Raw genomic sequence first — 26,035 nt, forward strand, 5'->3', positions numbered from 1 at the left:
TTTTAACTGGGAGAGCAAAGATGAAAAAAATGCTAGTTTCAGCGGCAGCGGCGGTGATGGCGCTGTCCGTATCCTCGGCCAAAGCAATGGACGAGATCACGGTCGCTTACTTCCTCGAGTGGCCGATGCCAATGCTGGCCGCGAAGGCGGATGGCACCTACGAGCGCGAGCTCGGCGTAAAGATCAACTGGCGCTCGTTCGAAACCGGCACCGCCATGTCAGCCGCAATGGCCTCGGGTGACGTCCAGATCTCGGTCAGCCAGGGTCTGCCGCCCTTCGTTGTCGCAGCTTCGGCGGGCCAGGACATCCAGGTTCTCGACGTGGCCGTGAGCTATTCGGACAACGACAACTGCGTCGTCCATGGTGACCTGGAAGTCGATAAGGCTTCCGCGTCGGAGTTGGCCGGGAAGAAAGTGGCCGTGCCCCTGGGGACCGCGGCGCATTACGGTTTCCTGCGCCAGATGGACCACTTCGGCATCGATATCGCCAGCCTCGACGTGGTGAACATGCCCCCACCCGAGGGCGCTGCGGCCCTGGCCCAGAAGGCGGTCGACTTTGCCTGTGGCTATGGCGGCGGCCTTACCCGGATGAAGGAACACGGCAACGTGCTGCTGACGGGTGCGGAGAAGGAAGAGCTTGGTATTCTGGTGTTCGACGTCACCTCGGCTCCGGCGGCTTTCGTGGCTGAAAACCCCGATCTGGTGTCGAAGTTCCTGGGTGTCACCGCGACAACCAACGCAAAGTGGAACGCCAGCAAAGACGAAGCCATGCTGGAAGTCATCGCCAAGGAAGCCGGCATGGACCTGGAAGCCGCCAAAGGCGCCATTGCCACGATGTCCTTCCCGTCTGCTGAAGAGCAGCTCTCAGAGAAATGGCTTGGCGGCAACGCGCAGACCTTCATGAAGGGTGTAGCGGACGTCTTTGTCGAGGCAGGCTCGATCGACAAAGCCCTTGATACTTACGAGAACGCGGTCAACGCAGGTCCTTTGGGCGAGTCTCAGTAAGCTGGAAATCCGGGCCTGGAGAGCAATCTCCAGGCCCATTTTCATGAATGGGGGCGAGAGCAATGACTGCACTTACGATCGAAGACGTTTCGATGCGTTTTGAGCTGCCGAACGGCGCGTCGGTACAGGCACTAAAGAATATCAACCTGGATATCGGAACCGGTGAGCTGATGTCCGTGCTGGGTCCATCGGGCTGCGGAAAAACAACACTTCTGAACATCGTTGCGGGCTTCCTGGCACCGACCGAGGGCATCATCAAATTGGGGAACGAGGTGGTGCACGGCCCCGGACCGGAGCGCGGCATGGTGTTCCAGCAGGGCGCCTTGTTCGAGTGGATGAACGTGCGCAAGAATATCGGTTTCGGACCCGCAATGAAGGGCGCGCCACGCGCTGAGACCGAGGCGCGGGTCACGGAGCTTCTGGAGATCGTTGGCCTCCACGACTTCGGCGAAAAGATGATCTATGAACTCTCCGGCGGCATGCAGCAGCGCGTCGCTCTGGCCCGTTGCCTGGCCAATGATCCGGAAGTGATCCTGATGGATGAGCCGCTCGGCGCACTCGACGCGCTGACCCGGGAAAAAATGCAGTCCCTGGTTCTGGAAATCTGGAAAAAGACCGGCACCACCATCATCCTGATCACACACTCCGTGGAAGAAGCCTTGCTGCTGGGTGAACGGCTTCTGGTCATGGCGCCGCGGCCTGGCCGGATCCACAAGGAATACCGTTTGCCCTTTGCCGAAATGGGCGTTGGTGCCGATCTGCGCGAAGTGAAGCACCATGAAGACTACAGCACGACGCGCGAAGAGATCCTGTCGATGATCTGGGATATGGAAGAGGAAATCATGGGCAGAGGCGAGACCGCGGCATGACTATTCTTCTCATCTACATCGCAATCTTCGTCGGCGCGTTTTTTGCCGTCAAAGCGGTTGCAGGCCATCTGACCAAGCGGTCCGACTTCACCTCCAGGAAGACCGTCACCTTCGGCGACGAGAGCGCGGTCACGGCGAACCGGGCCGCCTCGGTCATCTCGGTGATCGCCATTTTCCTGATCTGGGGCGCCTTCACCGGATCAAGCCTGTCACCAATCCATGCTCCCGGACCCTTCGTCGGCGACGCGACCTTCACTTACACAGTCGAGACGCCCGACGGTCAACGGGACGACGGGACCGTCCACGTGAGGGTCTTTCCCCGGGACGCGGCGGCGGACGTGCCGGAAATAGAACCGGGAGACGGCTTCGCCAAGGACGATGCGGCAAAGGTCGCCGCCTGGCGGTCCGTCCTGATCCGGGTCGACAGAAACGACGAAATCGGCAGAGACCAAGGCGCCAAGGTTGTCGCCATCGACGGCCAGGCCATTGCGCCGGGCGAGACGGTCCAGGTCGCCTCGGGCGAGGTCACACTCACGCCGAAGGGAACGCCTAACTATAAACCGGAGCAGGGCTGGCAGATGGAGCCGGTCTGGCTGCCGCCGCCCGAGGCCGTTGCCGGGCGCGTTATCGAGATCATGGGCGGCGGCTACCAGAACTTTACTCTGGCCGAACACGTGGGCTGGTCGCTGTTCCGCGTGATCGCCGGTTTCCTGGCAGGCGCACTGGTTGGAATACCCCTTGGCTATGCCATGGGCCTGAGCGACTGGTTCCGGGGCTGGTTCGATCCGATCGTCGAGTTTATGCGGCCTGTACCGCCCCTGGCCTTGATCCCGCTGGTGATCATCTGGGCGGGGATCGGTGAGGTCGGCAAGGTCATCCTGCTGTTCCTCGCGGCGCTCTGGATCATGACCATTGCCGCCCGCGCCGGTGTATCGGGCGTGCGGATATCGAAGATCCATGCGGCCTATTCTCTGGGCGCTTCGAAGTGGCAGATCCTCCGGCATGTCATTGTTCCGAACTCGCTGCCGGAAATCTTCACCGGCGCGCGTGTGGCAATGGGCGTCTGTTGGGGAACGGTTGTCGCCGCCGAACTGGTCGCCGCCGAGAAAGGCGCCGGCATGATGATCATGGTTGCGTCACGCTTCCAGCTCACCGACATCGTGATCATGGGTATCATTCTGATCGGCGTCATCGGTTACGCGATCGATATTCTCATGCGCATGGCCGAAAACTGGCTGATCCCCTGGAAAGGCCGCGGCTGACGCCTGCCGCTGCAAAGCCAGCTTTGAACAGTCGGCCTCCAATCGATGCGGTTGGAGGCCGATTTTGGTTCCAGACGGGTGAACGGAAACAGGCTGTTGTTGCTACAGGGACTTGTGCAGCCGCACGTAACGCGCCGGGGTGATGCCATGGGCCGATTTAAACATGCGGGTGAAATGCGCCTGATCAGCGAAACCGGCTTCGACCGCCAGTTCCGCCAGCGAGCCCTCGCGGCTCAAGCGGCAACGCGCGAAATCCAGGCGGCGCGCCAGGGAATAGCGGTAGGGGCTGTTGCCGTAGGCCGCGCGGAACTGACGTGCGAGATCGTAACGGCTCAGTCCGCTGACGCCCTCCAATTCCGACGAGGAAACGACACGGTCGAACGCGGCGTCCAGGAATTCTCTGACACGCTGCAAGGCAGGAAGATCCAGACTTCGTCCCGACGCACGCGCAACGCTGCGCGGGTCATTCCGCCGCAGCCCCTCAGCCAGTTCCAGGATAAGGCTGTCTGTGGCAAGCGGTTCCAAACCAGCAGCACGGCCATCATCGAACGCCGATGCGATCACACGCGCCAATTTGGGATCACTGGAAACAGCATCGGGAACAAAAGGAAGGACGGCATCACTGGAGAGCGAACGTACGGCTTCGAAGAGACGCACGGGTGACACGTACAGCATGCGGTAACCGAAGCCCTCGTCGCTTCCGGCGTGACCGTCATGAACTTCGTCGGGATGTAAAACGATGACCTTACCCGCGGTACTGACCTGCGCGGCGCCCCGGTAATCGAAGGCCTGCACACCGAGATAGGTCAAACCGATGGCGTAGGTGTCATGACGGTGCTTGTCGTAGGCATGTCCCTGGAACCAGGCTTCGAACAATTCCAGACCCGGCGCCGAGGCGACGTTACGGAACCAGTCGCGTCTTGGCCGCTGCGCGACAGAAGCGTGCCCGCACAAACGTTCAATACCTTCGCCGCCCGATCTGTTTTTCTTACCGGTCATGAATTCCACAAGAGGACGCCGTCCTCAAACAGATAGGATACCCACGCATGTCTTACGAGCCCGGCACAATAAACCTGGCTGAAAAGTTCAGCAAATTCTCCGAGCACTGGTCACCGAAAGTCATCGGCCAACTCAACGACCTGCACATCAAGATCGCGAAGATCCAGGGCGAATTCGTCTGGCATGCCCACGAGGATACCGACGAGCTTTTCATGGTCAACAAAGGCCGGCTGACGATTCGCTACCGGGACGGCGACGCCAGGCTGACGCCAGGTGATATCCACGTTGTGCCGAAGGGAGTCGAACATCTGCCCGTGGCCGAGGAGGAATGCGAGATCATCATGATCGAACCGGCCGGCACCTTGAACACGGGCAATGCAGATGACGGCCGGACGGTCGAGGACCCGCCCTGGATCTGAGCCCCTCTCGTTACGCATCGTCCGGAACACCGAAGCCCGTCTTGAGGGCCAAAGCCCATCTGCAGAGCCAAAATCATGTCTCTTGAACAAGCGCTCGCCTTTTTTATTTTTGCCTTCGTCGCCGCGGTGACGCCGGGCCCGAGCAATGTGTTGCTGACTGCCACGGGTGCAAATGCAGGTCTGATGCGGGGCCTGTCCTGCCTTTTCGGCGTGGTGCTAGGCATGGGTTTCATGATGTCGATCGTCGCTTTCGGGCTGGGCAGCGTCGTGCTCGACAGCCCGCAGATTATGGAGGCGCTGAAGTGGGGCGGCGCCACCTTTCTTCTCTGGCTCGCCTGGAAAATTGCCACGGCGCAGCCCTCGGCACCGGAGTCCGGCGATGATGAGGGGCAAGCCGGAGAGCCCATTGGCTTCCTGGGTGCCGCGGGCTTTCAATGGGTCAACCCGAAGTCCTGGCTGGTCTGTGCCGGGGCTGCGGGCACCTACCTGCAGAGCGATGCCGCCGGGGCTCTGGCGCAATCCCTCTCTCTGGGTGGTGTCTTCGTCCTTGCCGCCTTGCCCAGCAGCTTCATCTGGCTTGCCGCAGGGGTGGCATTGCAGCAGGTCTTGCGCGATTCCAAAAGCCAGCGCCGTTTCAATCTGGTCATGGGCGCGCTTCTGGCCGGCTCCGTCATCTATTTCATACGTTGACCGCTCACCGCGACTTTGCGCCCCCGAATTGATAGCCTTTGGATAGATAGCCTTTGGACAGTGAGGCGCAGATCGGATATTCAAGGCGCGTCGGACCGGGGACGTAAACACGCCACGCGCATTTACGTTCCCGGACAGGTCTTTCCAGATCCAGAGGTGGACTCATGAGCAGTGAAAACGCAGGCAGCAACCAGGACGTCAAAGGGCTTGGAACCCTGTTCCCGCTCGGAGAGGATACCACGCCTTACCGCAAGCTCTCGGATCAGGGCGTTTCGGTCGAAAGCTTCAACGGCGAAGAGATCCTGAAGGTCGACGCGGAAGCCATCCGCCTGCTGTCGGAACAGGCCTTCATGGACATCAACCATCTGCTGCGCCCCGGTCATCTGGAGCAGCTGCGCAAAATTCTGGACGATCCGGAAGCCTCCCCAAACGATCGCTTCGTCGCCTTCGATCTTCTGAAGAACGCGAATATCGCGGCGGGTGAGATACTGCCCATGTGCCAGGACACGGGCACCGCTATCATCATGGGCAAGAAGGGCCGGCGCGTCTGGACCGCAGGCGGCGACGACACCGCGCTGGGACAGGGCGTGCTCGACGCCTACGACAAGCGGAACCTGCGCTACAGCCAGGTTTCGCCGGTCACCATGTATGAAGAGAAGAACACCGCCAACAACCTGCCGGCCCAGATCGAGATCTATGCGGAGGGCGAGGACGCCTACAAGTTCCTCTTCGTCGCCAAGGGCGGCGGCTCGGCCAACAAAACCTTCCTGTTCCAGGCCACTCCTTCTCTGCTCACTCCCGACCGGCTGATCGAATTCCTGGACGAAAAAATCCGCACGCTCGGCACAGCAGCCTGTCCGCCATACCATCTGGCGATCTGTATCGGCGGAACCTCCGCGGAAATGGCGCTGAAGACCGTCAAACTGGCCAGTTGCCGCTATCTGGACAGCCTGCCGACGCAGGGCTCCGATCAGGGCCATGCCTTCCGCGATACGGAGATGGAAGAACAGATCTTCAAGCTGACCCAGAACATGGGCATAGGTGCACAGTTCGGCGGTAAATATTTCTGCCACGATGTGCGGGTCGTGCGCTTGCCGCGACATGGCGCCAGCCTGCCTATTGCCTTGGGCGTTTCCTGTTCCGCCGACCGGCAGGCCATGGGCAAGATTACCAAGGAAGGCGTTTTCCTGGAGGAGCTTGAGCGGAACCCGGCCAAGTTCCTTCCCGATGTGGACGGCGAAGCTTTGGGCGGCGATGTCGTTAAGATCGATCTTACCCGGCCCATGTCCGAGATCCTCACCGAACTGAACAAACACCCGATTAAAACCCGCCTCTCGCTGACCGGCCCGATGATCGTCGCCCGCGATGCGGCGCATGCGAAGCTGCGCGCCCGTCTGGAAGCCGGTGAGCCGCTGCCCGACTACTTCAAGAACCACCCGGTCTATTACGCCGGGCCGGCCAAGACACCGGAAGGCTATGCGTCAGGCTCCTTCGGTCCCACCACGGCGGGCCGCATGGACGGTTTCGTCGAACAGTTTCAGGCCGCAGGCGGCTCCATGGTCATGCTGGCCAAAGGCAACCGCAGCAGCAAGGTGCGCCGGGCCTGCGCGGCGCACGGCGGATTCTATCTGGGTTCGATCGGCGGTCCGGCGGCACGGCTGGCGCAGGACTGCATCCGCAAGGTCGAATGTATCGAATACCCGGAACTGGGCATGGAAGCTATCTGGCGTATCGACGTGGAAGACTTCCCCGCCTTCATCGTGATCGACGGCAAGGGCAACGACTTCTTCCTGGATCTGAACCTGGAATAACTCAGCCCGCCAGCAGGTGTTTGACGAAAGCCCGTTCGGTGAGCGACGGCTTCTTGTCGAGAAGCTGCACCAATGAGATGCGGTTGATCTCGTCGGCAGGGCCCGAGAGCACGGCGCGCAATGCGCCGCTCTCAAGCTCGGGTTCCACCAGATGCGACCCGAACACCGCAAGCCCGAGGGAGCATTTCACCGCTTCGATCAGCGCGTGACTGTCATCAACCGTCAGAGCAATCGAAAGCTGCGGCGGCACCTTGGCAAAGTGATGCCGGAACCAGCTTTTGAGATCGAAGTTCTGGCTCTGATAGGTCAGGAAATTGCAGGCCGCGAGCGTCTCGATCGTCGCATTTTCGAGCCGGTGATCTTCGAAATACGCGCGCGAACACACCAACGTCATGCGCTCCTCGAACAGAGTCTCCAGACTGAAGAGCGACGAACGCAGGCGTGACGGGCTGGGATCGTCGAAAACATCGGCGATAGTGAAATCCAGTTCCCCCGCTTCAAGCAGGGACAGCAGCCGGGTCTGGTTGCCCAGTTCAAGTGCGAACTCCACCTCCGGATAGCGCGCCCGGAAGGCGGCAAGCTTCACAGGCAAGTAGCAGCGGCCAAAGGCAACCGGAGTACCAAGCCGCAGCAGACCGGACGGACGCTCACCCGCCGACTTGATCGCGCGCACCTCGTTTTCCAGTGACGACAGGAAAGGATCGATGCGCCGGAAGAGGCTGTGTCCCGCCGAGGTCGGGACCAAGCCTTTCGCCGCGCGGGTGAAGAGTTTAACCCCGATCTCGGCCTCCAGTTTGCTCAAGGACTGGCTGACCGCCGATCGGGTGACCGAGAGCGTACGCGCGGCGCCGACCGTGCTATTATGTTGATAAACCGCCTGAAAAGCGCGGAGTCTGTTCAAATCCATAATCGTTATTCCAACTAATCGATAACTATAAATAGATTAACATAGTTAACTCATGAAAAGCAGGTCTCACGGAGTTTTCTGTCGGCAAGCCCGGTAAATTAACGCATTTAACATTATTGTTAATTATTAATTAACCAAAAGCGAAATTATGAAAAACACCGAACTTGCGGCTTTGATCGACCGCTATTGCGCAGCCTGGCGGGAGAGGGACGCGGGCGCGAGGGCAGCAATACTTGAGGCCGTCTGGCATGACGACGGACGTTACAGCGACCCCACAGTGGAGGTCGAAGGACGCATCGCCCTCTGCAATCTCATCGGCGAAACCCAGGCCCGTTTCCCAGGAAGTGAGGTCGTGCGGTTGAGCGAGGTGGATAGCCATCACGGTACCTTTCGCTTCACCTGGAAAATGCAGACGGGCGAGGGCAAGCAACTGCCCGAGAGCATCGATTTTGGGCGCCTCTCGAGTGACGGACGTATTCTTGAAATAGTCGGTTTCTTCGGCTTGATCGGAGGCGAGGACGTTTGATGGGGGTTTGACGAAGATCCGGGAATGGGGTCGGAAGCCAGGCCAACTGGGCGGCAAGCCCTGTATCAAAGCTCAAGAAGCGCAGATAAGACGATTAGTCCTGCTAACGCATGTCGTCATAAGGTTTAACTTTTCTACCCATTAAACGGCGCATAATTCTGGAACGATGAGGAAGCGCAGTCTCTTCTTCTGATCAGCTTGGGTTTGAACAACCGGCGAACATGGGCGCTTCGCGCACGTCGGGATCGTTAGACGAGAGGAACTGAGTGATGGATGTCTCACGAATTGCCGCCTTTTCAGAAAACAACGCCGGTGGAAATCCAGCCGGTGTTGCCTTTGTCGAAGCCATGCCGCCGGACGCCGAGATGCTGAAAACCGCTGCCGAGATCGGTTACTCTGAAACCGCGTTTCTCACCCGGACCAGCGAGGGCTGGCGCGTGCGGTACTTTGCACCGGAATCCGAGGTGCCCTTCTGCGGTCACGCCACGATCGCAACCGGCGCGGCCCTGGGCCAGCGCTTCGGCGCAGGCACCTACAAACTGGAACTCAACGATGCCAACATCACGGTTGAGGCCGAAGCGACCGCGGACGGCGGCTGGGGCGCAGCCCTGCAATCACCGAAAACCTGGTCGAAACCGGCGCCTGAAGAACTGAAAAAAGCCGTCCTGGCCGCCTTTGGCCTGACCGCAGGGGACCTGGACACACGCCTGCCGGTGACCATTGCCAATGGAGGGGCGTCGCATCTGGTCATCGCGCTGGCGAGCCGCGGCATCCTGGCGGACATGTCCTACCCTTATGAGGAGGTCAAAAGCCTGATGACCTCGGCTGGCCTGACCACCATCAGCCTGATCTGGGCTGAAAACGACCGGCGCTTCCACGCCCGCAACCCCTTTCCCGTCGGCGGCGTCTACGAAGATCCGGCCACCGGCGCCGCGGCGGCGGCCCTCGGCGGTTTCCTGCGTGACCATGGCTGGCTGAAAGACGGCGGCACCATCGAGATCCTGCAGGGCCATGATATGGGCGCCCCCTCTGCCCTGACGGTTACGCTTGGCCCGACGAAGGGCGAGAGCGTCCGGGTCTCCGGCGGGACTCACGTGATCGGCTAGTCTGCCCCGCCATCCGGATGTTAAAGGGCCAAATCTCATAGGAAGCTGTAACGCCGGTCACTCCGCCTCGATGACCACCACCAGATCGTGCGGTTCGACACGGGTGCCGGCGGGCGCCGTCACCTCGAGCACCTTGCCGCCGATCTCCGCGTAGACCGCGGTCTCCATTTTCATGGCTTCGATGGTGAAGAGACGGTCGCCCGGCTCCACCTTGCTGCCCGGTGAGGCGGAGACCGAGACGATCAGGCCCGGCATGGGTGCCCCGATCTGTCCGGGGTCGTTCTCATCGGCCTTGACCTGTGTACGTGCGTTTGCCGCAAGCAGTTTATCAGCCACTTTGACTGTACGTGGTTGTCCGTTGAGCTCGAAGAAGACCGTACGTTGGCCTTCGACGTTGGCATCGCTGGTCGCCTGATAGCGGATGATCAGGGTTTTGCCGCGCTCGATGTCGACGTTGATCTCCTGACCGTGCTCCAGCCCATAGAAGAAGGCCGGGGTCGGCAGGATCGCGACATTGCCAAAGCTGCGGCGGTGATTTGCGTACTCCTCGAAAACACTTGGGTACATCAGGTAGGAGGCGAGATCCCGGTTGTCGACCTTGCGGCGCAGCTTGCGTTCGATCTCCGTGCGCTCCTGTTCCAGATCCGTATCCGGCAGGACCGAGCCCGGGCGTACAGTGTTTGCTGTCTCGCCCTTCAGCACTTTCTCCTGCAGCGCCTTGGGCCAACCGCCCGGCGGCTGTCCCATGTCACCCCGGAAGAGCTCGACCACGGATTCCGGGAAGGCAATATCGTGGTTCGGATCGAGCACCTCGGCGGGCGTGAGATCGTTGGTGACCATAAAGAGCGCCATGTCGCCGACCACCTTGGAGGAAGGGGTGACCTTCACGATGTCGCCGAACATCTCGTTGACCGCGGTATAGGCTGCGGCAACCTCCTGCCAATGGGCTTCCAATCCCATGGAGCGGGCCTGTTGCCTGAGATTGGTGTACTGGCCGCCGGGCATGCCGTGCTCGAAAACGCCTGCGGATCCGGCACGCATGTCGCTCTCGAAGGCCTGGTAGTAGCGCCGGACCCCGTCCCAATAGTTTGCCGTCTCGCGCAACGCGGTTCTGTCCAGACCAGGATCGCGCGGCTGTCCCTTCAAGGCTTCGGCGATCGATCCCAGGTTCGGCTGCGAGGTCAGCCCGCTCATGGAATCCATGGCCCCGTCGGCGGCATCCACGCCGGCTTCGGCAGCCGCCAGGATCGAGGCGGCGGCAATGCCGCTGGTGTCGTGGGTGTGGAAGTGGATCGGCAGCCCCACCTCCTGCTTCAAAGCCGTAATCAGCATGCGCGCAGCCGCCGGCTTGCAGAGCCCGGCCATGTCCTTGACCGCGATGATGTGCGCGCCGGCAGCTTCCAGTTCCTTCGCCATGTCGACGTAGTACTTAAGGTCGTACTTGCTGCGGTTGGGATCGGTGATGTCGCCGGTGTAACAGATCGCGGCTTCACAGACCTTGCCGGTCTCGACCACCGCATCCATGGCGACCCGCATGTTCTCGACCCAGTTCAGGGAATCGAAGACCCGGAAGATATCGACTCCGGCCTCGGCGGACTGCTGGACGAAAAAGCGCACCACGTTGTCGGGATAGTTCTTGTAACCCACCCCGTTCGCGCCGCGCAGCAGCATCTGGAACAGGATATTCGGGATCCGCTCTCGCAGCGCGACCAAGCGCTCCCAGGGATCCTCTTTCAGGAAGCGCATGGCGACATCGAACGTGGCCCCGCCCCAGCACTCCAGGGAAAAGAGATTCGGCAGTGAACGGGAATAGTGCTCGGCGATCGCCAGCATGTCGTGGGTACGCATGCGCGTCGCAAAGAGCGACTGATGAGCATCGCGGAAGGTGGTGTCGGTGACCAGAAGCTGTTTCTGGTCGAGCATCCATTTGGAAAGGCCCTCGGGACCCAGCTGATCCAGGCGATCCCGGCTGCCGCGCGGACCCTGGTCGCTGTCCGGCGAAGTGGTCACCAGAATCTTGGTGGCGGGCACCTGGGCCTCCGGCATAGGACCGGGGGCGGGACGGCCTTCGACCTCGGGGTTGCCGTTGATCAGGACATCGCCAATGAAAGACAGCAGGCGGGTCGCCCGGTCGCGTCGGAACTGCACCTCGAAGAGCTCGGGCGTCTGATCGATGAAGCGTGTGGTGTAGTCGCCCTCGACGAAGCTGGGATGCCCGATCAGCGTCTCCAGGAAGAAAAGATTAGTTGCCACGCCGCGAATCCGGAACTCGCGCAACGCCCGGTCCATGCGGTGCACGGCTTCTTCCGGCGTTGGCGCCCAGGCCGTGACCTTCTCCAGCAGAGAGTCGTAAAAGGGCGTGATCAACGCGCCGGAATAGGCGGTCCCGCCATCCAGACGGATCCCGAATCCATTGGCGCCGCGGTAGTTGGTGATCCGCCCGTAGTCGGGGATGAAATTGTTCTGCGGATCTTCCGTGGTAACCCGGCACTGCAGGGCGTGGCCGCGCAGCGTGATATCTTCCTGGGCCGGAACACCGCTTTCGGGACTGCCGATGACCGCACCCTGGGCAATACGGATCTGAGCCTTCACCAGGTCGACGCCCGTGACCTCCTCGGTCACCGTGTGCTCAACCTGGATACGCGGATTGACCTCGATGAAGTAAGTCTTGGCGGTATCCACGTCGTAGAGGAACTCGACCGTACCGGCGAGCTGATAGCCCGCCGAGCGCGCCAGCTTCACGGCCGACTGGCAGAGGTCCTGGCGTTGCGCTTCATCGAAATAGGGCGCGGGGGCGCGTTCCACGACTTTTTGATTGCGGCGCTGCATGGTGCAGTCACGCTCGAAGAGGTGCACGATGTTGCCGTGCAGATCGCCCAGCACCTGCACCTCGACATGGCGGGCGCGGCGCACGAGCTTCTCCAGAAAAACCTCATCGCGGCCAAAGGCGGCACGGGCTTCCCGCTGGCCTGCGGCGACCTGTTCGAAAAGCTCGTCCGCACTTTCGATGATCCGCATCCCGCGGCCGCCGCCGCCCCAGCTGGCCTTCAACATGACCGGATAGCCGACCTGTTCAGCCAGCCTGGCGATCTCTTCCTTGTCGCCCGGCAGAGGGCCAGTCGCGGGCATGACGGGAACGCCGGCGGCTTCAGCCATGTCGCGCGCCTCGACCTTGCTGCCGAAGCTGCGCATGACATCCGGAGACGGGCCGATAAAGGTGATGCCTTCCCGGCGGCAGGCTTCGGCAAAGTCCGGGTTTTCCGACAGGAAGCCATAGCCCGGATGGATCGCGTCGACCTTGGCATCCTTGGCGACGCGCAGGATTTCATCAATCGCGAGATAGGCCTGGACCGGCTCACGGCCCTTGCCGATCAGATAACTCTCATCCGATTTGAAGCGATGGAGGGCGAAACGGTCTTCATGGGAGTAAACCGCGACCGTGCGAATCCCCAGTTCGCTGGCCGCGCGCAGTACCCGGATCGCGATTTCACTCCGATTCGCGACCAGAATTTTCCGGAAAGTCTTGCGGCCGTTCTTTGAGTCTGCTGCCGGCATTCTCACGCTCCCTTTTTTTAGTTAGAGCCCGGCCCCTTTTTCTAATTTCTTGAGCCAAAACCGTGTGTCTTGAGTCAAAATCTGAGGCCGTGGTTCCATTATAGCTTCAAATACACTGGATCGGGCTCTATATGCCCGAGCAACTTTGCCGACTCCAGAAATTCGCTTGACCAAACGTATGTTTCGCTGAGGACGCAGCCTCCAAAACAAATGGAGTCGCGCGGGCGAATCCGAAGGCGATACAGCTTAGTCTGGAACCTTCGCAGGGAAGTGGTTAGTGTGCGCGTTTTATTGCAGAGACTCACATTCTACCGCCATCTGCGGAGCTTGGCAGTCACAGGTTGCAGGTGGATTTTATTTTTTGTCGCGTAAGGTTTGATCCCAGTTCGATGGACCACAAAGAAGTACAGATGTTGGCGGCGGAGTTTGTGCTCGGCACCTTGAACAGGGCCATGCTGCTGCAATTCAAAAACGAACTGAGTCAGAATCCGGCGTTGCGCACGGCTGTGAAAGACTGGGAACGGCGTTTCGGGATGGAGCGCGGTGGTGCGCCGCTTCACCGTGAGAAGCCTGATCCGGCCTCGGAACCGCACGAAACACCGAAGAACGAAACATCTTTCAGCCGCAAAGGCGACAGCGCCAGCGAAGCCGATCCCATTCTCGATCAAAAGACCCAACGCGAAGTGCAGGCCACTTTAGAGCAGATATCGCTGGATTCGACCCTTGCCAGCCGGGTGCGCTGCGGACAGGCGGGTCAGCGGGTCCCCCGCAGAGTAACGGCTGCAACGCCCAGTCAATCACCGCCGCGAACCAGCCGGTCGGGAAACACGGCGCGCGCCCTGGTGTCGGCCCTCGAACAAGAGGTCAACTCGGCGACCAGCCCGGACGCCGACTTTAAGACCGGCCCAAAGGCCGATCCGGAGACCAAGCCGGAAGTCCGCCGGCAGCAAACGACCAAACAGCTTCCAAAGGCACCGCAAGCGCAGGACGGCACCAAAGCCGAGAACGATACCAAAACCGAGGAGACCGAGAAGCACGCGCGGGACCAGGCAGCCTTGAAGGTCCAATCCGTCTTAAAAGCCGCCCGGAACATTTTGTCGAAGCAGGCTTCAGAGGCCAAGCAGCCCCCCCGGGGGAAAGAGACATCTCAGGTGACGGAAAATGCCCCGGCCGGCGCGGCGTCTCAGGCCGAAGAGACGCGGCCCGTCCTTGACACAACGCCAGTCCCAGACTCACCAAGAGTCCCAGAATCACCAAGAGTCCCAGAATCACCAAAAGCCCCAGAATCACCAAAGGTCTCAGAATCACCAAAGGTTCAAGAGACACCCAAGATCCAGGAAACCTTGCCGGTCCAAGACTCCCCAAAGGCCAAGGAAAATCCGTCCGCCCATGAAACAACAGCGGCCCAGGAAATGCTGCCGGCAAAAGCGGCCTCTGGCGCCACCCCTGCGGCTCAGGATGAGCCCGGGGATTCGGCACCATCGCTTCTGCGCGCCGAGGACGGCATTTGGGACGCGCTTGCGCCACGGGTGTACAAAAAACGACTCAACCGGGACGACAGTTTCAACCGGCAGAGTTATCTGCTTCGTATGATTCCCGGCGGCCGCATACAGCCTCAACGCAGAGGCGGGATCGAAGAAATCTACGTGGTGGAAGGCCGGGTCAAAATCGGCGAAAACACCCTCGGTCCCGGCGATTTTCAAGCCTTTGCGGCCAGGAGCTTCATACCGGAAATCGCCGCATCCGGCGATAGTCTGGTTTTGGTCCGTGGCCAGATCGCGACACGGATCCCCGATCCCGAAGGCACGGCCTGACTTCTCCCCGATTGAATGTAAGCACTTGACTTCCGGCAATGTTTGCCACTAGACCGGTGCATTCGTTAACCATATTCACTCAAGACTAGTGCCGGATTTAACTGTCAGCCTGTTTACGTCTTGGTCATAAACTGCTGCGAGACTGGTCAAGCTGAACAACGGCAATTGAGGATGAAAATACGTGTCGATACTGCCTATCGGACATCTCGCGTTTACCAAGGCCGATATCAATGTGCTCGTCGAAGCGGGCACCCACTTGGTCGACGATCAGCGCGCCGGATCCTGTGTTCCGGTTGAAATCGACAACGGCGAGGTTGTCGTCGCAATCCTGGATCAGGACGACGAATATCTCCTCTGCGCATTTGGCAAAGACCACGGCTGGTATTGTGCCTACGACTCCGAATGGTCGGTCATCGCCCGCAGCCAGTTTATTCAGGACGTGATCGACGTTCTGCCCACTGTTGCGGAGAACAATGATCGCAGGTCGGCAGCCAACGCAGCCTGACCCCGCTGGAAAGTCTCTCGTTCGCCGGGCCTGACCGCCCGGTACGAAAGCCTGCGAGAATAGAATTTCCCTCTGCGCCCGGACGCCCCGTTGCTATGCCGCGGATCACCGGGCCGGCAGAAACCAAAAGACGGCGGCCCAAAAGGGCCGCCGTCACTTCTGTTGGGTCAATCCTCGCTACCCGGGCACGTCGCTCGACCCGAGTAAGAGCTTGCCAGCCGGACCAGCCCGGCTCGCAGTCCAGACCCTATTCCCTAACTTCACGCGGAAGAATGCGCAGAAGAATGTACAGAAGACCCTGCGCCTCGGCCCCTTACTGCGTAGGAACCGACGGATCCTGAGGCTGCTGGTTGTCAGGCACCTGCTCAAGCTGAGCCGGCGCTTCACTTTGCTGTTCCCGCGGAACTTCGTCGCACGCCGACACCGCAGCACCCAAAGCAAGAACCGCGAACAACGGGGCGAAACGCTTCACTTCAAACATCGTAATCTCCTTCATAACAATACAACATCGTTATGAATCGAATATTTGCGCCCGTAAAGTGACATTCAATCGCTTTTTACATTGCTATTTTTATATCACAGAATGCCATTTATTTGACATCCATTAGACACCTGAGGATCACAGAAACTGATTTCAGATGAGAGCTATAATTTCGCATTGAATGTATTGCGCCTAGTTTTACAGGCGCCACCGATTACTGTTGGGCATTCCCGGGGTCACGCGCCTTCTCCCCCCTGCGGCTTAATGTCTTTTGCCGTGGCGTAGATCGAGGACGCCAGAAACAGCGCAACGGCAATGGATGCAAAACCAAGGCGATAACCCAGTTCGTCCGACAGGCCTGAGCGCCTGCTGAGATCCAGGACGAGACCGAAACCACCCTGCAGCAGGGGAATACCGGCCACGGAAACCAGGGTCAGGAGTGTCGAAGCACGGCCAACGAGGTGATCGCCGAAGAGCGCACGGTTGTGCGCAGCCAATGGCAAATAGAATTGCTGGCAGAAGGTCATAAAGACCAGGCAGGCAATCGCGGCCCCCAGAGGCGCCTGCGGCCAAAGCGCGAGCACGGCAAGGCTGCTGAACGACAAGAAGGTACATCCCAAGATGACGCCCTTGCGTGTGCCAAAGCGGCGGTCCAAAGGCCCCACGACCAAACCTGCGAAACTGGTCGACAGAAAGAGCACAAAGAGGATCAGCCCGGTTTCAGTCCGGCTGAGGCCGTGGACCTCCTGGAAATAAGGCCCACCCCAAAGTCCGGCAATCGCAGTGATGGGCGCAAAGGTCACCAGCCCAAGCGCCAGGATCTTGAAGAAGTCCCGCTTGCCAAAGATCTCCCGATATCCGGTCAGAGTTTCCTTGATTGACCTGGGACGGCCGCCCTGGTCACGATAGTCAGGAGGTGCATCGCGGATCGTCAGGTATCCGAGCAACGATACGGCCAGAATAAGGAAACCGACCGCGGCAAAGTTCGACCGCCAGCCGAAGATCCCGATGGATTCGGCGAGCGGGTAGGTTCCGGTCAAGCCTCCGATGCCGCCGATCGCGACCATGAGACCGGACAGGGTGGCAAACCTGTCCTGCGGGAACCAGCGTGCGAAGAGGAGGTAAGCTCCGGCCGTGAGCGATGCAAACCCGACACCCAGGAGAATCCGCGCCACGAGCAGCCACTGGACGTCGATCGCCTGCGCAAAAAGCAGGCTGCCGCAGCCTGACAGGGCGAGCGAAAACGGTACGACCCGTCGGACGCCGTAGCGGTCCAGTGCGATACCCGCGGGTACCTGCATGATCACCGTCGCAATGAACATCGCACCGATCACGCCGCCAATCGCCGTGGGGGTCAGCTGAAATTCTTCGGTCAGAACCGGTGAGATAATTCCGCCGGCGGCACGGTGAAACTGCGCCATGGCGAAAATCAAAGCGCAGAAGAGGACGATCCAGATACGGGCCAAAGGCAAATTTGATGAAGCCGTCAAGAGAACCGCAGTCTTTCTCATCGAATTCCAGCGCGCCCTGCATGCCGTGCCGGAAGTGTCATGGACGCACAGCCGCCATCAGGGAGTGTTGTAAGATGACAGGAAAGCTGGAGCGGGCGAAGGGAATCGAACCCTCGTCGTAAGCTTGGGAAGCTTCTGCTCTACCATTGAGCTACGCCCGCAGCCGGTTTTTGTATAAGCGAAGGCGCCGCGGGATGCAATGGCGCACACCTTTGCTGCGGACCGCCACAACACAAACCTGAAGCTGTGCCGACGCTGCAGATAATCGATGCAAGCGGTAACTTCCCGGTAAAAGCCGCGTGAAGGCGTTTTTCTAGCTACTGACATTGGCGAGCACGCAGGCTAGGTTGCCCCTCGCCCGAAATCAGAGAAAAGAAGCAACGATGCGCAGTATTCAGACCGGAATTCGCCAGATTTTCATCGGCCTTATCTGCCTGCTCGGCACCGCTGCTGCGAGCCAGGCCCAGACTCAGGATGAGACTGTCGCCGCGAACTGGGAGGAGACCCTTGCCGCGGCGCGCGGGCAAGAGGTTTACTGGAACGCCTGGGGCGGAGACGAACGCATCAACGCTTACATCGCCTGGGTTGGCCAGCGCGTTCGGGACGATTACGGCATCAAGCTGAACCACGTGAAACTCTCGGACACGGCCGACGCGGTTTCCCGGGTTCTGGCCGAGAAGGCAGCGGGCCGCACATCCGGCGGCTCGATCGACCTCATCTGGATCAATGGCGAGAACTTCGCGGCCATGAAGGAAAACGGACTTCTGTTCGGTCCCTTCAGCGAAGAGCTTCCCAATTTCGCCGGGGTCGACGTCGAACATAAGCCCAGCACGCTGGTGGACTTTACGGTTCCCGTCGAAGGCCTGGAAGCGCCCTGGGGCATGGCCAAGATCAATTTCATCTATGACAGCGCCCGCGTGAAGACGACTCCACGCTCCATTCCGGGCTTTCTGGAGTGGGCAGAAGCAAACCCGGGCCGCTTCACCTACCCGACCCCACCCGACTTCATCGGCTCGACCTTCCTGAAACAGGTTTTGATCGAACTGGCGGAGGATCGGGACGAACTTCAAAAGCCCTTCACCAGCGACGCGCGCTTCGCCGAGGTGACGGCACCTCTTTGGGATTACCTCGACGCTCTGCATCCACATCTCTGGCGCAAGGGTGCACTTTTCCCCGCCAACGGTCCGGCACAAAGGCAGTTGCTGGATGACGGCGAAGTCGACATCCACATCTCCTTCTATCCATCGGAAGCATCATCACTGATCGCGACCGACCTGCTGCCGGATACCGCACGGGTCTTCGTGTTGGAAGAAGGTACGATCGGCAACACGCACTTTGTGGCCATTCCCTTTAACGCGTCGGCCAAGGAGGCCGCCATGGTCGTTGCGGATTTTCTCATGAGTCCCGAGGCTCAGGCGGAAAAGCAGAACGAGGCGGTCTGGGGTGACGACACGGTGCTTGCCATGTCGAAACTCTCGAACGAAGACCGGCAGCGCTTTGACGATCTGCCGCGCGGTGTCGCAACACTTACGCCCGAGCAACTGGGCGCGACGCTGTTGGAACCCCACCCGGCATGGATGACCAAAATTGAGGCGGAATGGCAGCAGCGCTATAGCCGCTGATCAGGCGGCACTGACGGCAATGCACTTGCCTGAGCCTGCGATCTCCATTGCACCCCGGGCCTCGGGGAAACGCCTGTGAACGGATTCAGGCGAGGTGGGATTCTGCGCGCCGCCCCGGGCCTTACCATGCTGCTGTTTCTGGCGCCGGTCGGCGCCGGACTGATCGGAACCTGGCTGCCTGCTTTCGGGATTTTTCCTGCACTTGGGGGGGATGAATTCAGCCTCGCCGGCTGGCGCGAACTCTTTGCCTATCCGGGTCTGGGTTCCGCCCTCAGACTGACACTGGTCTCAGGCATTCTCTCAACATTCTTGTCCCTGGCGCTGGTCATCGGCTTCGTCGCGTCCTGCGGCGAACGCAAGTCATTTCAAGCGCTTCGCCGTCTCATCGCCCCACTGCTGGCAGTCCCTCACGTCGCAGTGGCAATCGGCCTGGCCTTTTTGATCGCCCCCAGCGGATGGTTTGTGCGACTGGTTTCGCCCTGGCCGAGCGGCTGGGACACACCGCCTGATATAGCCACGGTACAGGACCCTTACGGGCTCGCACTGACGCTCGGGCTCGTGGTCAAGGAAATGCCGTTTCTTTTCCTCATGACCCTGGCGGCGCTTCACCAGACCCATGCGGACCGCCGCCTAGCGATCGCCCGCTCGCTGGGCTACGGCCCCGTAACGGCCTGGATCAAGACGGTCCTGCCTGCGATCTATCCACAGATCCGCTTGCCAATCTATGCAGTGCTCGCCTTTTCGCTGTCGGTCGTCGACATGGCCTTGATCCTGGCGCCCACCACTCCGCCACCGCTCGCGGTCCTGGTCCTGCGCTGGTTTAATGATCCGGATCTGAGCATGCGGTTTGTCGCGGCCGCCTGCGCGAGCCTGCAGTTCGGTATCGTCGCCGCGGCGATCGGAAGTTGGAGACTGCTCGAAATCCTGGTTGCCAAGCTCGCCCGGTCCTGGCTGACCGACGGCCGGCGCGGCGGAAGCGGAAGCGCTCTCGCACCGGTTTTCAGTCTGGCGGCCGGCGCCATTTGCGGACTGGGCGCTTTGAGCATTCTGGGTATGGCGGTCTGGTCGATTGCCAGGCGATGGCGCTATCCGGACGTCCTGCCCAGCGCCGTCTCGCTCGACAGTTGGATGCGGCAGGGAAGCTCGATCCTGAATGCGGGCCTGAACACTCTGTCCATCGGCCTGGCGGCCGCGGCCATCGCGACCATACTGGTCGTCGCCTGTCTCGAGAATGAACGCCGCCAGCGGGTCCCTAGCAACGGGCGCGCCATCTGGTTGCTCTACGCGCCCCTGCTGGTACCGCAAATCGGCTTTCTCTTCGGAACCCAGGTCCTGGCCGTACATCTGAATCTCGACGGCACCTGGTTGGCCCTGGTCTGGACGCATTTGCTGTTTGTCTTGCCGTACGTGTTTCTCTCACTCTCGGATTCCTACCGTAATCTCGACGAACGCTATGTCCGCAGCGCGCTCTGTCTCGGAGCGTCGCCCGGCAGGGTCTTCTGGCGGGTCAAGCTGCCGATGCTGTTACGACCGATTCTTTATGCGATGGCCATCGGATTCGCGGTCAGCGTCGCGCAGTACCTGCCGACCCTGTTTGCAGGCGGCGGGCGTTATGTCACTCTCACCACGGAAGCCGTGAGCCTGGCGGCCGGCGCCAATCGCCGGGTGGCTGGCGTCTTTGCTTTACTGCAGGCCCTGATGCCAATGATTGCCTTCGTTTTGGCAATTGGCATCCCGGCGTTACTCTATCGTCACCGCCGCGGCTTGAGGGGAATCGCGTGAGTCAGTCTAGAGATGGGTCAAGAGATCCGGCAAGGGATCGGACAAAGGACCGAATCGAGGCGCAAAGCAGCTTGGCCTTGCGGGGCGTCAGTCTTGCAATCGCAGGCCGTCCCCTGATCGCGCCGCTGGATCTCGACGTTAACGGCGGCGAGATTGTGACCCTCATGGGACCGAGCGGATCCGGCAAGTCGAGCATCCTGGCGTGCGTTTGCGGGACTCTGGACCCAATTTTCGACACGACCGGAAAAATTTTTATCAACGGTCAAGATATGACGGGATTCCCACCGGAGCGGCGCCGGGCCGGGATCCTGTTTCAGGACGATCTGCTCTTCCCACATCTCTCAGTAGGTGAGAACCTCGCCTTCGGTTTACCGCGACACATCAAAAACCGGCAGGAGCGCGACGCCCGCATCAATCAAGCCCTGGTAGAAGCGGATCTGGAAGGCTTTGCGCGCCGTGACCCGGCGACCCTGTCCGGCGGCCAGCGGGCCCGGGTGGCGTTGATGCGCACTCTGCTGTCCGAACCCCGGGCTCTGCTTCTTGATGAGCCCTTTTCGAAACTGGACGTTCATCTGCGCGAGAGGGTCCGGCGGTTCGTGTTCGACCACGCCCGAGCGGAGGGCCTGCCGACACTGCTGGTCACGCACGATCCGGAGGATGCAGCGGCAACGGGTGAAAGGGTTGTTGAAGTTCAGCCCGCTATGGTTGATAATTCATCGGCCTCTCGGCCGCCGCAAAAAAATCATGAAATATCCACAGTTGATCACAGAGAAGTCGGGATAATAAAAAAACTATCACTGTAACGCGATAGGATCGAATGTCGGCGTGTATATTTGCCATCGAACGGTTTTGACAGTAAGACTCGCCGCACATAGACTGTGTTTTCGTCAGCATCAAGTCCGTAACAACACGCATTGCGAAGTCGCATAGATCCGGTTCAGAATTACGTCGTTTTATATTCGGTGCGCCACATGGAGCCGCCGTTAAGGAGAGTGTGAATATGTTCCCTACTAAATTACTTGGCGCTCTCGCCGCTCTGACTCTGTTGAGCGGCTGTGCTGGTTTCGGTGTTGGCTACGACATTGAAAACATGCGCAATGCCAATGCATCGGGCGGTACGCCCTTCACCCAGGCTCTGACCGAGGAGTATCGTCAGATCACCTTGTTCGAGGCTGACGAAATGTACGACTGGCAAGATGCCGGCTACTTCTCTCAAAAAGGTCTGCGCGCCGCAGGCGGCGAAGTCGTCCTGCCTGAAGAGATTTCTGCATGGCACCTGCCCGCCGACAAGGTCGGTGAACTGACCGACGCCCGTGCCCGTCTGGTCACCGCGCTGGATAACGGTGGACGCGAGAACAAGCCAGAGCGGGCCGCTCATGCGCAAGGCCGCTTTGACTGCTGGATCGAGCAACAGGAAGAGAACCACCAGCCTGATCACATCGCTGCCTGCCGCGATGAGTTCTTCGCCGCGCTCGCGGATCTGGAGGCCAAACCAGCCCCTGCGCCGGCCCCTGCCGCCGCCGCTCCGGCGCCTGCCCCAGTGATCGCGACGGATGCACCGAAGCCGTTCGTGCTGCTGTTTGATTTCGACAGCTCCAGCGTTCGGGGCGGAGACTTCGCCAAGCTCGACGAAGCCGTCTCAACTGCAAGCGCACTGGATGATGCAGAATTTGCCGTCACCGGTCATGCTGACCGCGCGGGCTCCGAGGAGTACAACATAGACCTCTCGCTCCAGCGGGCGGATGCGGTTCGTGCTGCTCTGATCGACCGGGGTGTTGCGCCGGATGCCATCTCGGTTGGTGGACGCGGTGAGGCCGAGTCGGCCGTTCCGACCGCCGATGGTGTACGTGAACAGGCAAACCGCCGTGTTGAAGTCATTATCCAGTAACCGGATATCGGCTCGCGACCGGGGAATATCCCCGGGTTGATTGAAGAGGACGGCGTCGCGAGAGCGGCGCCGTTCTTATTTTTACTTGATCGTGAGTGACGATATACTAAGGTCCGCCAAGCGCTTAGAGCACAATCGGGCCTGCCTGAATCCGTTACGGGCTTGAATTGATCTCTAACGAAATAAATAGAGATCCGTTCCTTTTTCGTGAGATCAAAGAAAAAGCCGGGCTCTAAGACCGGATCATGTTTGGCAGGAACCCGTTGTGGGGCCGTGGAACATGTGAATGCGCCTGAACTCGGAGAGCGAGTGGCGGTTCACCAGGATGCTGGATCACCGAGAGGGATTCCACCATACCTGGATCTACTCTGGCAGGACCGAGAGGGCCTGCGAGTGCGATAGCCAGGTAAGGAGTTCTACAGGCCATGTATTCCGCGACAACACGCGGTATCCGCGTCACGGTCAAACCAGTCTATCTGGAAGAGCAATCCTCGCCGTCTGACAGTCACTTCGTCTGGGCCTATCAGGTTCACATCGAGAACACCGGAGACGAAACGGTCCAGCTGCTGAACCGCTACTGGCGCATCACCGATTCCCTGGGGCGGGTTCAGGAGGTCCGTGGCGCCGGTGTTGTCGGCGAACAACCGCAGCTCAATCCGGGGGATGACTATGAATACGCCAGCGGAACGCCGCTTTCGACCCCCTCGGGCATCATGGTCGGATCCTACGAGATGGAATACGCGAACGGCGAGCGTTTCGATGTCGAGGTCCCGGCCTTTTCTCTGGACAGCCCCCACCAGGCGGTGCAGCTGAACTAGCAGAACATCATGGCAGCGCCCACCCTCGGGTCGTTTTTCGTGGAAGCGATCGCGCCGAAGACATGCCGGTCCTTTTGAGTGAGGCCGGGTAGGTTAGAGCGGGCTAAGTCATCGCATCCCCCTTGCCTGTTGCGGACTTGCATCCACTTCATTGCCGAACCACTGCAGGACCGATCCGCAGCAACATGGAGTTTCGAACGTGAATACAAACCCCTCCCCCTCTCCGTCCACCGAGACCGGACCGGATTCCTCAGACAAACCGACGCGTGACGAAGCGCTGCAGGCGGTAAAGACACTTTTGCGCTGGGCCGGGGACGATCCGGACAGAGAAGGCCTGCTGGCCACTCCGGACCGGGTGGTGCGGTCTTATGACGAGTTTTTTGGCGGTTACGACGTCGATCCGGATGAAGTGCTTCAGCGGACCTTCGAGGAGGTTGAAGGCTACGACGAAATCGTTCTTTTGCGCGACATCGACTTCGTTTCCCACTGTGAACACCATATGGCACCGATTATCGGGCGGGCACACGTTGCCTACATGCCCGACAACCGGGTCGTTGGAATCAGCAAGCTGGCGCGCATCGTCGAAGCCTACGCGCGCCGCCTGCAGATTCAGGAAAAGATGACGGCCCAGATTGCCAACAGCATCAACGAGGTCCTGAAACCCAAGGGCGTTGCAGTCGTTATCGAAGCCGCCCACCAATGCATGACGACCCGCGGCGTCAACAAGACCGGGGTGACAATGGTGACCAGCCGTATGCTTGGTTTGTTCCGCAGCAATGCCTCTACCCGCCGGGAGTTCCTGGCCCTGGTCGGTTCGCCGCAAACAAGGTGATCCCGAAAGACTTGAGTTTCGGGACTCAAATGCGCGTAATGGCACTGTGACGAATCGGAGCATGACAGCAATCGACGAACGGACGCCGTGTCTTCCCGCGCAACGGCCTGTGCACACCTATGCGTCTGCCCAGGCCCTTAGCTCCACTGATGATGGGGCCCGCAGGTAATGGAGCTGCGCCCGGTCGTCTTCGTCGCTGGCATTCTGCTCTCGGTCCTCGCCGTTGCCATGATGATCCCCGCGGTCGTGGATGCCGCCGCGGGTCACCCAGACTGGCAGGTCTTTGCCGCTTCCTCGGCGATCGCTCTGTTTCTCAGTGTATCCATGGTGCTCACCACACGCTCGGGGTTTCTGACCTTTACGCTGCGGCAGGCCTTCGTCATGACCAACCTGTCATGGCTGATGATCGCCACGGTCGGTGCCTTGCCCTTCGCGTTCAGCGATCTCAACATGAGCTTCACCGACGCCTTTTTCGAATCCATGTCCGGCGTCACGACCACCGGATCGACCGTGATCGTCGGCCTCGACAACGCACCCCCGGGTATCTTGCTGTGGCGCGCGATCCTTCAATGGCTTGGCGGCATCGGTATTATCGTCATGGCGGTCGCAATCCTGCCGATCCTGCAGGTTGGTGGTATGCAGATGTTCCGGGTGGAAGCCTTCGATACGGATAAGGTTCTCCCCAAAGCCGCGCAGATCGCTGCTGAAATCTCGATTGTCTATGTCTCCCTGACGGTCTTCGCCGCCATCTGGCTCTGGAGCCTGGGCCTCTCGGGCTTCGACGCCATCGCACACGCCATGACCTCGATCGCGACCGGCGGATTCTCGACCTACGACGCCTCGGTCGGACAGTTCGACAGCAGCGCCGTCGATTGGTCAATCAGCCTTTTCATGCTGCTGGGCAGCTTGCCGTTCGTGCTCTATCTGCGCGCGGTGCGCGGAAACTTCCGCTCCCTGATCAACGACGCCCAGGTGCGCGGACTGATGGCCCTGGTCGTGCTCGCGATCCTGGCGACGGCAGGCTGGGTCGTCGCTCAGGGCATCATGGATATCCCTGCCGCCCTGCGCTACAGCACCTTCAACGTGATATCCATCATCACCGGAACCGGATACTCGACGGCCGATTTCGGCCAATGGGGCGGCTTCGTCGTGATCCTCTTCTTCATGCTGATGTGTGTCGGCGGCTGCGCGGGCTCGACCACCTGCGGGATCAAGATCTTTCGCTTTCAGGTGCTTTACGCGACAGCCAAGACACAGTTGCTCCGCCTGATGCAGCCCCACGGCATCTTCTTTCCCTATTACAACAGAAAGCCGCTGGCGGAAGGCGTCGCCGAGTCGGTTATGGGGTTCTTCTTCCTCTTCGCCGTCAGCTTTGCACTGCTGGCCATCGGTCTCTCGATGTTCGGCCTCGACTACATCACGGCCATGTCCGGCGCGGCAACCGCGATTGCCAATGTCGGTCCTGGATTTGGCGAGGTGATCGGCCCTTCCGGCACCTTCGCGCCATTGCCGGACGGCGCCAAATGGCTGATGAGCGCCGGCATGCTGCTGGGCCGGCTTGAACTCTTTACCGTACTGGTCCTCCTGACCCCGGCGTTCTGGCGGGGCTAAATTCCAAACACATCGGAAGTGGT

Annotated in this window: 23 protein-coding genes and 1 tRNA gene; 18 read left to right on the forward strand and 6 right to left on the reverse strand. The window is 60.2% G+C overall.

What is annotated here, in order from left to right:
* Positions 1–20: 20 nt before the first annotated feature.
* From FKG95_RS25210 to FKG95_RS25220, 3 genes are all read left to right on the forward strand, one after another.
* Positions 21–1,004, forward strand: a complete 984-nt coding sequence (locus FKG95_RS25210; protein ID WP_142899221.1) for a taurine ABC transporter substrate-binding protein — start codon at positions 21–23, stop codon at positions 1,002–1,004.
* A gap of 62 nt (positions 1,005–1,066) precedes the next feature.
* Positions 1,067–1,873: an ABC transporter ATP-binding protein gene (locus FKG95_RS25215; protein WP_142899222.1), complete on the forward strand. Its 807-nt coding sequence runs from the start codon at positions 1,067–1,069 to the stop codon at positions 1,871–1,873.
* A complete protein-coding gene (locus tag FKG95_RS25220) occupies positions 1,870–3,135 on the forward strand; it encodes an ABC transporter permease (RefSeq protein WP_142899223.1) in 1,266 nt (421 codons plus the stop codon). The genes FKG95_RS25215 and FKG95_RS25220 overlap by 4 nt, the downstream gene beginning before the upstream one ends.
* 102 nt (positions 3,136–3,237) lie before the next feature.
* Here the strand turns inward: FKG95_RS25220 and FKG95_RS25225 are convergent, their stop codons facing one another.
* Positions 3,238–4,134, reverse strand: a complete 897-nt coding sequence (locus tag FKG95_RS25225) for an AraC family transcriptional regulator (RefSeq protein ID WP_142899224.1) — start codon at positions 4,132–4,134, stop codon at positions 3,238–3,240.
* A gap of 47 nt (positions 4,135–4,181) precedes the next feature.
* Here FKG95_RS25225 and FKG95_RS25230 point away from each other — a divergent pair, with 47 nt between their 5' ends.
* From FKG95_RS25230 to FKG95_RS25240, 3 genes are all read left to right on the forward strand, one after another.
* On the forward strand, positions 4,182–4,553 hold the full coding sequence (locus FKG95_RS25230) for a cupin domain-containing protein (protein WP_142899225.1): 372 nt from the start codon (positions 4,182–4,184) through the stop codon (positions 4,551–4,553).
* Between the two features lie 75 nt (positions 4,554–4,628).
* Entirely contained in the window at positions 4,629–5,243 is a 615-nt protein-coding gene (locus FKG95_RS25235; protein WP_142899226.1) for a LysE family translocator, read from the forward strand.
* Positions 5,244–5,407: 164 nt separating this feature from the next.
* Positions 5,408–7,054, forward strand: a complete 1,647-nt coding sequence (locus FKG95_RS25240) for a fumarate hydratase (protein WP_142899227.1) — start codon at positions 5,408–5,410, stop codon at positions 7,052–7,054.
* 1 nt (position 7,055) lies between these two features.
* Here FKG95_RS25240 and FKG95_RS25245 read toward each other — a convergent pair whose 3' ends face one another.
* On the reverse strand, positions 7,056–7,961 hold the full coding sequence (locus FKG95_RS25245; RefSeq protein WP_142899228.1) for a LysR family transcriptional regulator: 906 nt from the start codon (positions 7,959–7,961) through the stop codon (positions 7,056–7,058).
* A 148-nt stretch (positions 7,962–8,109) separates the two neighbouring features.
* On the opposite strand from FKG95_RS25245, the gene FKG95_RS25250 reads away from it, so the two are divergent.
* Together FKG95_RS25250 and FKG95_RS25255 are read left to right on the forward strand one after the other, a co-directional pair.
* On the forward strand, positions 8,110–8,487 hold the full coding sequence (locus FKG95_RS25250) for a nuclear transport factor 2 family protein (RefSeq protein ID WP_142899229.1): 378 nt from the start codon (positions 8,110–8,112) through the stop codon (positions 8,485–8,487).
* Positions 8,488–8,756: 269 nt separating this feature from the next.
* On the forward strand, positions 8,757–9,593 hold the full coding sequence (locus FKG95_RS25255; RefSeq protein WP_142899230.1) for a PhzF family phenazine biosynthesis protein: 837 nt from the start codon (positions 8,757–8,759) through the stop codon (positions 9,591–9,593).
* A gap of 57 nt (positions 9,594–9,650) precedes the next feature.
* On the opposite strand, the gene FKG95_RS25260 is transcribed toward FKG95_RS25255, so the two are convergent.
* A complete protein-coding gene (locus FKG95_RS25260; RefSeq protein WP_142899231.1) occupies positions 9,651–13,148 on the reverse strand; it encodes a pyruvate carboxylase in 3,498 nt (1,165 codons plus the stop codon).
* Between the two features lie 389 nt (positions 13,149–13,537).
* Between FKG95_RS25260 and FKG95_RS25265 the strand changes: the two genes are divergently transcribed.
* Together FKG95_RS25265 and FKG95_RS25270 are read left to right on the forward strand one after the other, a co-directional pair.
* Positions 13,538–14,962: a hypothetical protein gene (locus FKG95_RS25265; protein WP_142899232.1), complete on the forward strand. Its 1,425-nt coding sequence runs from the start codon at positions 13,538–13,540 to the stop codon at positions 14,960–14,962.
* 181 nt (positions 14,963–15,143) lie between these two features.
* Positions 15,144–15,467 carry a hypothetical protein gene (locus FKG95_RS25270; protein WP_142899233.1) on the forward strand — a complete coding sequence of 108 codons (324 nt, stop codon included), beginning with the start codon at positions 15,144–15,146 and terminating at the stop codon, positions 15,465–15,467.
* Between the two features lie 313 nt (positions 15,468–15,780).
* Here FKG95_RS25270 and FKG95_RS29790 read toward each other — a convergent pair whose 3' ends face one another.
* Both FKG95_RS29790 and FKG95_RS25275 read right to left on the reverse strand, forming a co-directional pair.
* Positions 15,781–15,948, reverse strand: coding sequence for a hypothetical protein (locus FKG95_RS29790; RefSeq protein WP_179954279.1), 168 nt, complete (start codon positions 15,946–15,948; stop codon positions 15,781–15,783).
* A 236-nt stretch (positions 15,949–16,184) separates the two neighbouring features.
* Positions 16,185–17,369, reverse strand: coding sequence for an MFS transporter (locus tag FKG95_RS25275; RefSeq protein WP_179954280.1), 1,185 nt, complete (start codon positions 17,367–17,369; stop codon positions 16,185–16,187).
* Here FKG95_RS25275 and FKG95_RS29795 point away from each other — a divergent pair.
* On the forward strand, positions 17,368–17,532 hold the full coding sequence (locus FKG95_RS29795; RefSeq protein ID WP_179954281.1) for a hypothetical protein: 165 nt from the start codon (positions 17,368–17,370) through the stop codon (positions 17,530–17,532). The two genes, FKG95_RS25275 and FKG95_RS29795, sit on opposite strands and share 2 nt — an antisense overlap.
* A 14-nt stretch (positions 17,533–17,546) precedes the next feature.
* Here the strand turns inward: FKG95_RS29795 and FKG95_RS25280 are convergent.
* Positions 17,547–17,620, reverse strand: a tRNA-Gly gene (locus FKG95_RS25280).
* 222 nt (positions 17,621–17,842) lie between these two features.
* On the opposite strand from FKG95_RS25280, the gene FKG95_RS25285 reads away from it, so the two are divergent.
* From FKG95_RS25285 to FKG95_RS25315, 7 genes are all read left to right on the forward strand, one after another.
* Entirely contained in the window at positions 17,843–19,081 is a 1,239-nt protein-coding gene (locus FKG95_RS25285; RefSeq protein WP_142899235.1) for an ABC transporter substrate-binding protein, read from the forward strand.
* Between the two features lie 75 nt (positions 19,082–19,156).
* Entirely contained in the window at positions 19,157–20,863 is a 1,707-nt protein-coding gene (locus FKG95_RS25290; RefSeq protein WP_246116892.1) for an ABC transporter permease, read from the forward strand.
* Entirely contained in the window at positions 20,860–21,666 is an 807-nt protein-coding gene (locus tag FKG95_RS25295) for an ATP-binding cassette domain-containing protein (RefSeq protein ID WP_246116893.1), read from the forward strand. The genes FKG95_RS25290 and FKG95_RS25295 overlap by 4 nt, the downstream gene beginning before the upstream one ends.
* Before the next feature lie 197 nt (positions 21,667–21,863).
* Positions 21,864–22,751: an OmpA family protein gene (locus FKG95_RS25300; protein ID WP_142899236.1), complete on the forward strand. Its 888-nt coding sequence runs from the start codon at positions 21,864–21,866 to the stop codon at positions 22,749–22,751.
* A 425-nt stretch (positions 22,752–23,176) separates the two neighbouring features.
* Positions 23,177–23,569, forward strand: a complete 393-nt coding sequence (apaG, locus tag FKG95_RS25305) for a Co2+/Mg2+ efflux protein ApaG (RefSeq protein WP_142899237.1) — start codon at positions 23,177–23,179, stop codon at positions 23,567–23,569.
* 199 nt (positions 23,570–23,768) lie between these two features.
* Entirely contained in the window at positions 23,769–24,401 is a 633-nt protein-coding gene (gene folE, locus FKG95_RS25310; RefSeq protein WP_142899238.1) for a GTP cyclohydrolase I FolE, read from the forward strand.
* A gap of 168 nt (positions 24,402–24,569) precedes the next feature.
* A complete protein-coding gene (locus FKG95_RS25315) occupies positions 24,570–26,012 on the forward strand; it encodes a TrkH family potassium uptake protein (protein WP_142899239.1) in 1,443 nt (480 codons plus the stop codon).
* The last annotated feature ends 23 nt before the right edge of the window (positions 26,013–26,035 follow it).

The organism is Denitrobaculum tricleocarpae, assembly GCF_007004665.1.
Lineage (GTDB): Bacteria > Pseudomonadota > Alphaproteobacteria > Kiloniellales > Kiloniellaceae > Denitrobaculum > Denitrobaculum tricleocarpae.

What these genes read in the sequence shown, in the direction of transcription:
- FKG95_RS25210 (WP_142899221.1), top strand. Translation starts at nt 21, where the DNA reads ATGAAAAAAATGCTAGTTTCAGCGGCAGCGGCGGTGATGGCGCTGTCC.
- FKG95_RS25215 (WP_142899222.1), top strand. Translation starts at nt 1,067, where the DNA reads ATGACTGCACTTACGATCGAAGACGTTTCGATGCGTTTTGAGCTGCCG.
- FKG95_RS25220 (WP_142899223.1), top strand. Translation starts at nt 1,870, where the DNA reads ATGACTATTCTTCTCATCTACATCGCAATCTTCGTCGGCGCGTTTTTT.
- FKG95_RS25225 (WP_142899224.1), bottom strand. Translation starts at nt 4,134, where the DNA reads ATGACCGGTAAGAAAAACAGATCGGGCGGCGAAGGTATTGAACGTTTG.
- FKG95_RS25230 (WP_142899225.1), top strand. Translation starts at nt 4,182, where the DNA reads ATGTCTTACGAGCCCGGCACAATAAACCTGGCTGAAAAGTTCAGCAAA.
- FKG95_RS25235 (WP_142899226.1), top strand. Translation starts at nt 4,629, where the DNA reads ATGTCTCTTGAACAAGCGCTCGCCTTTTTTATTTTTGCCTTCGTCGCC.
- FKG95_RS25240 (WP_142899227.1), top strand. Translation starts at nt 5,408, where the DNA reads ATGAGCAGTGAAAACGCAGGCAGCAACCAGGACGTCAAAGGGCTTGGA.
- FKG95_RS25245 (WP_142899228.1), bottom strand. Translation starts at nt 7,961, where the DNA reads ATGGATTTGAACAGACTCCGCGCTTTTCAGGCGGTTTATCAACATAAT.
- FKG95_RS25250 (WP_142899229.1), top strand. Translation starts at nt 8,110, where the DNA reads ATGAAAAACACCGAACTTGCGGCTTTGATCGACCGCTATTGCGCAGCC.
- FKG95_RS25255 (WP_142899230.1), top strand. Translation starts at nt 8,757, where the DNA reads ATGGATGTCTCACGAATTGCCGCCTTTTCAGAAAACAACGCCGGTGGA.
- FKG95_RS25260 (WP_142899231.1), bottom strand. Translation starts at nt 13,148, where the DNA reads ATGCCGGCAGCAGACTCAAAGAACGGCCGCAAGACTTTCCGGAAAATT.
- FKG95_RS25265 (WP_142899232.1), top strand. Translation starts at nt 13,538, where the DNA reads ATGGACCACAAAGAAGTACAGATGTTGGCGGCGGAGTTTGTGCTCGGC.
- FKG95_RS29790 (WP_179954279.1), bottom strand. Translation starts at nt 15,948, where the DNA reads ATGTTTGAAGTGAAGCGTTTCGCCCCGTTGTTCGCGGTTCTTGCTTTG.
- FKG95_RS29795 (WP_179954281.1), top strand. Translation starts at nt 17,368, where the DNA reads ATGGCGAAAATCAAAGCGCAGAAGAGGACGATCCAGATACGGGCCAAA.
- FKG95_RS25275 (WP_179954280.1), bottom strand. Translation starts at nt 17,369, where the DNA reads ATGGCGCAGTTTCACCGTGCCGCCGGCGGAATTATCTCACCGGTTCTG.
- FKG95_RS25285 (WP_142899235.1), top strand. Translation starts at nt 17,843, where the DNA reads ATGCGCAGTATTCAGACCGGAATTCGCCAGATTTTCATCGGCCTTATC.
- FKG95_RS25300 (WP_142899236.1), top strand. Translation starts at nt 21,864, where the DNA reads ATGTTCCCTACTAAATTACTTGGCGCTCTCGCCGCTCTGACTCTGTTG.
- apaG (WP_142899237.1), top strand. Translation starts at nt 23,177, where the DNA reads ATGTATTCCGCGACAACACGCGGTATCCGCGTCACGGTCAAACCAGTC.
- FKG95_RS25315 (WP_142899239.1), top strand. Translation starts at nt 24,570, where the DNA reads ATGGAGCTGCGCCCGGTCGTCTTCGTCGCTGGCATTCTGCTCTCGGTC.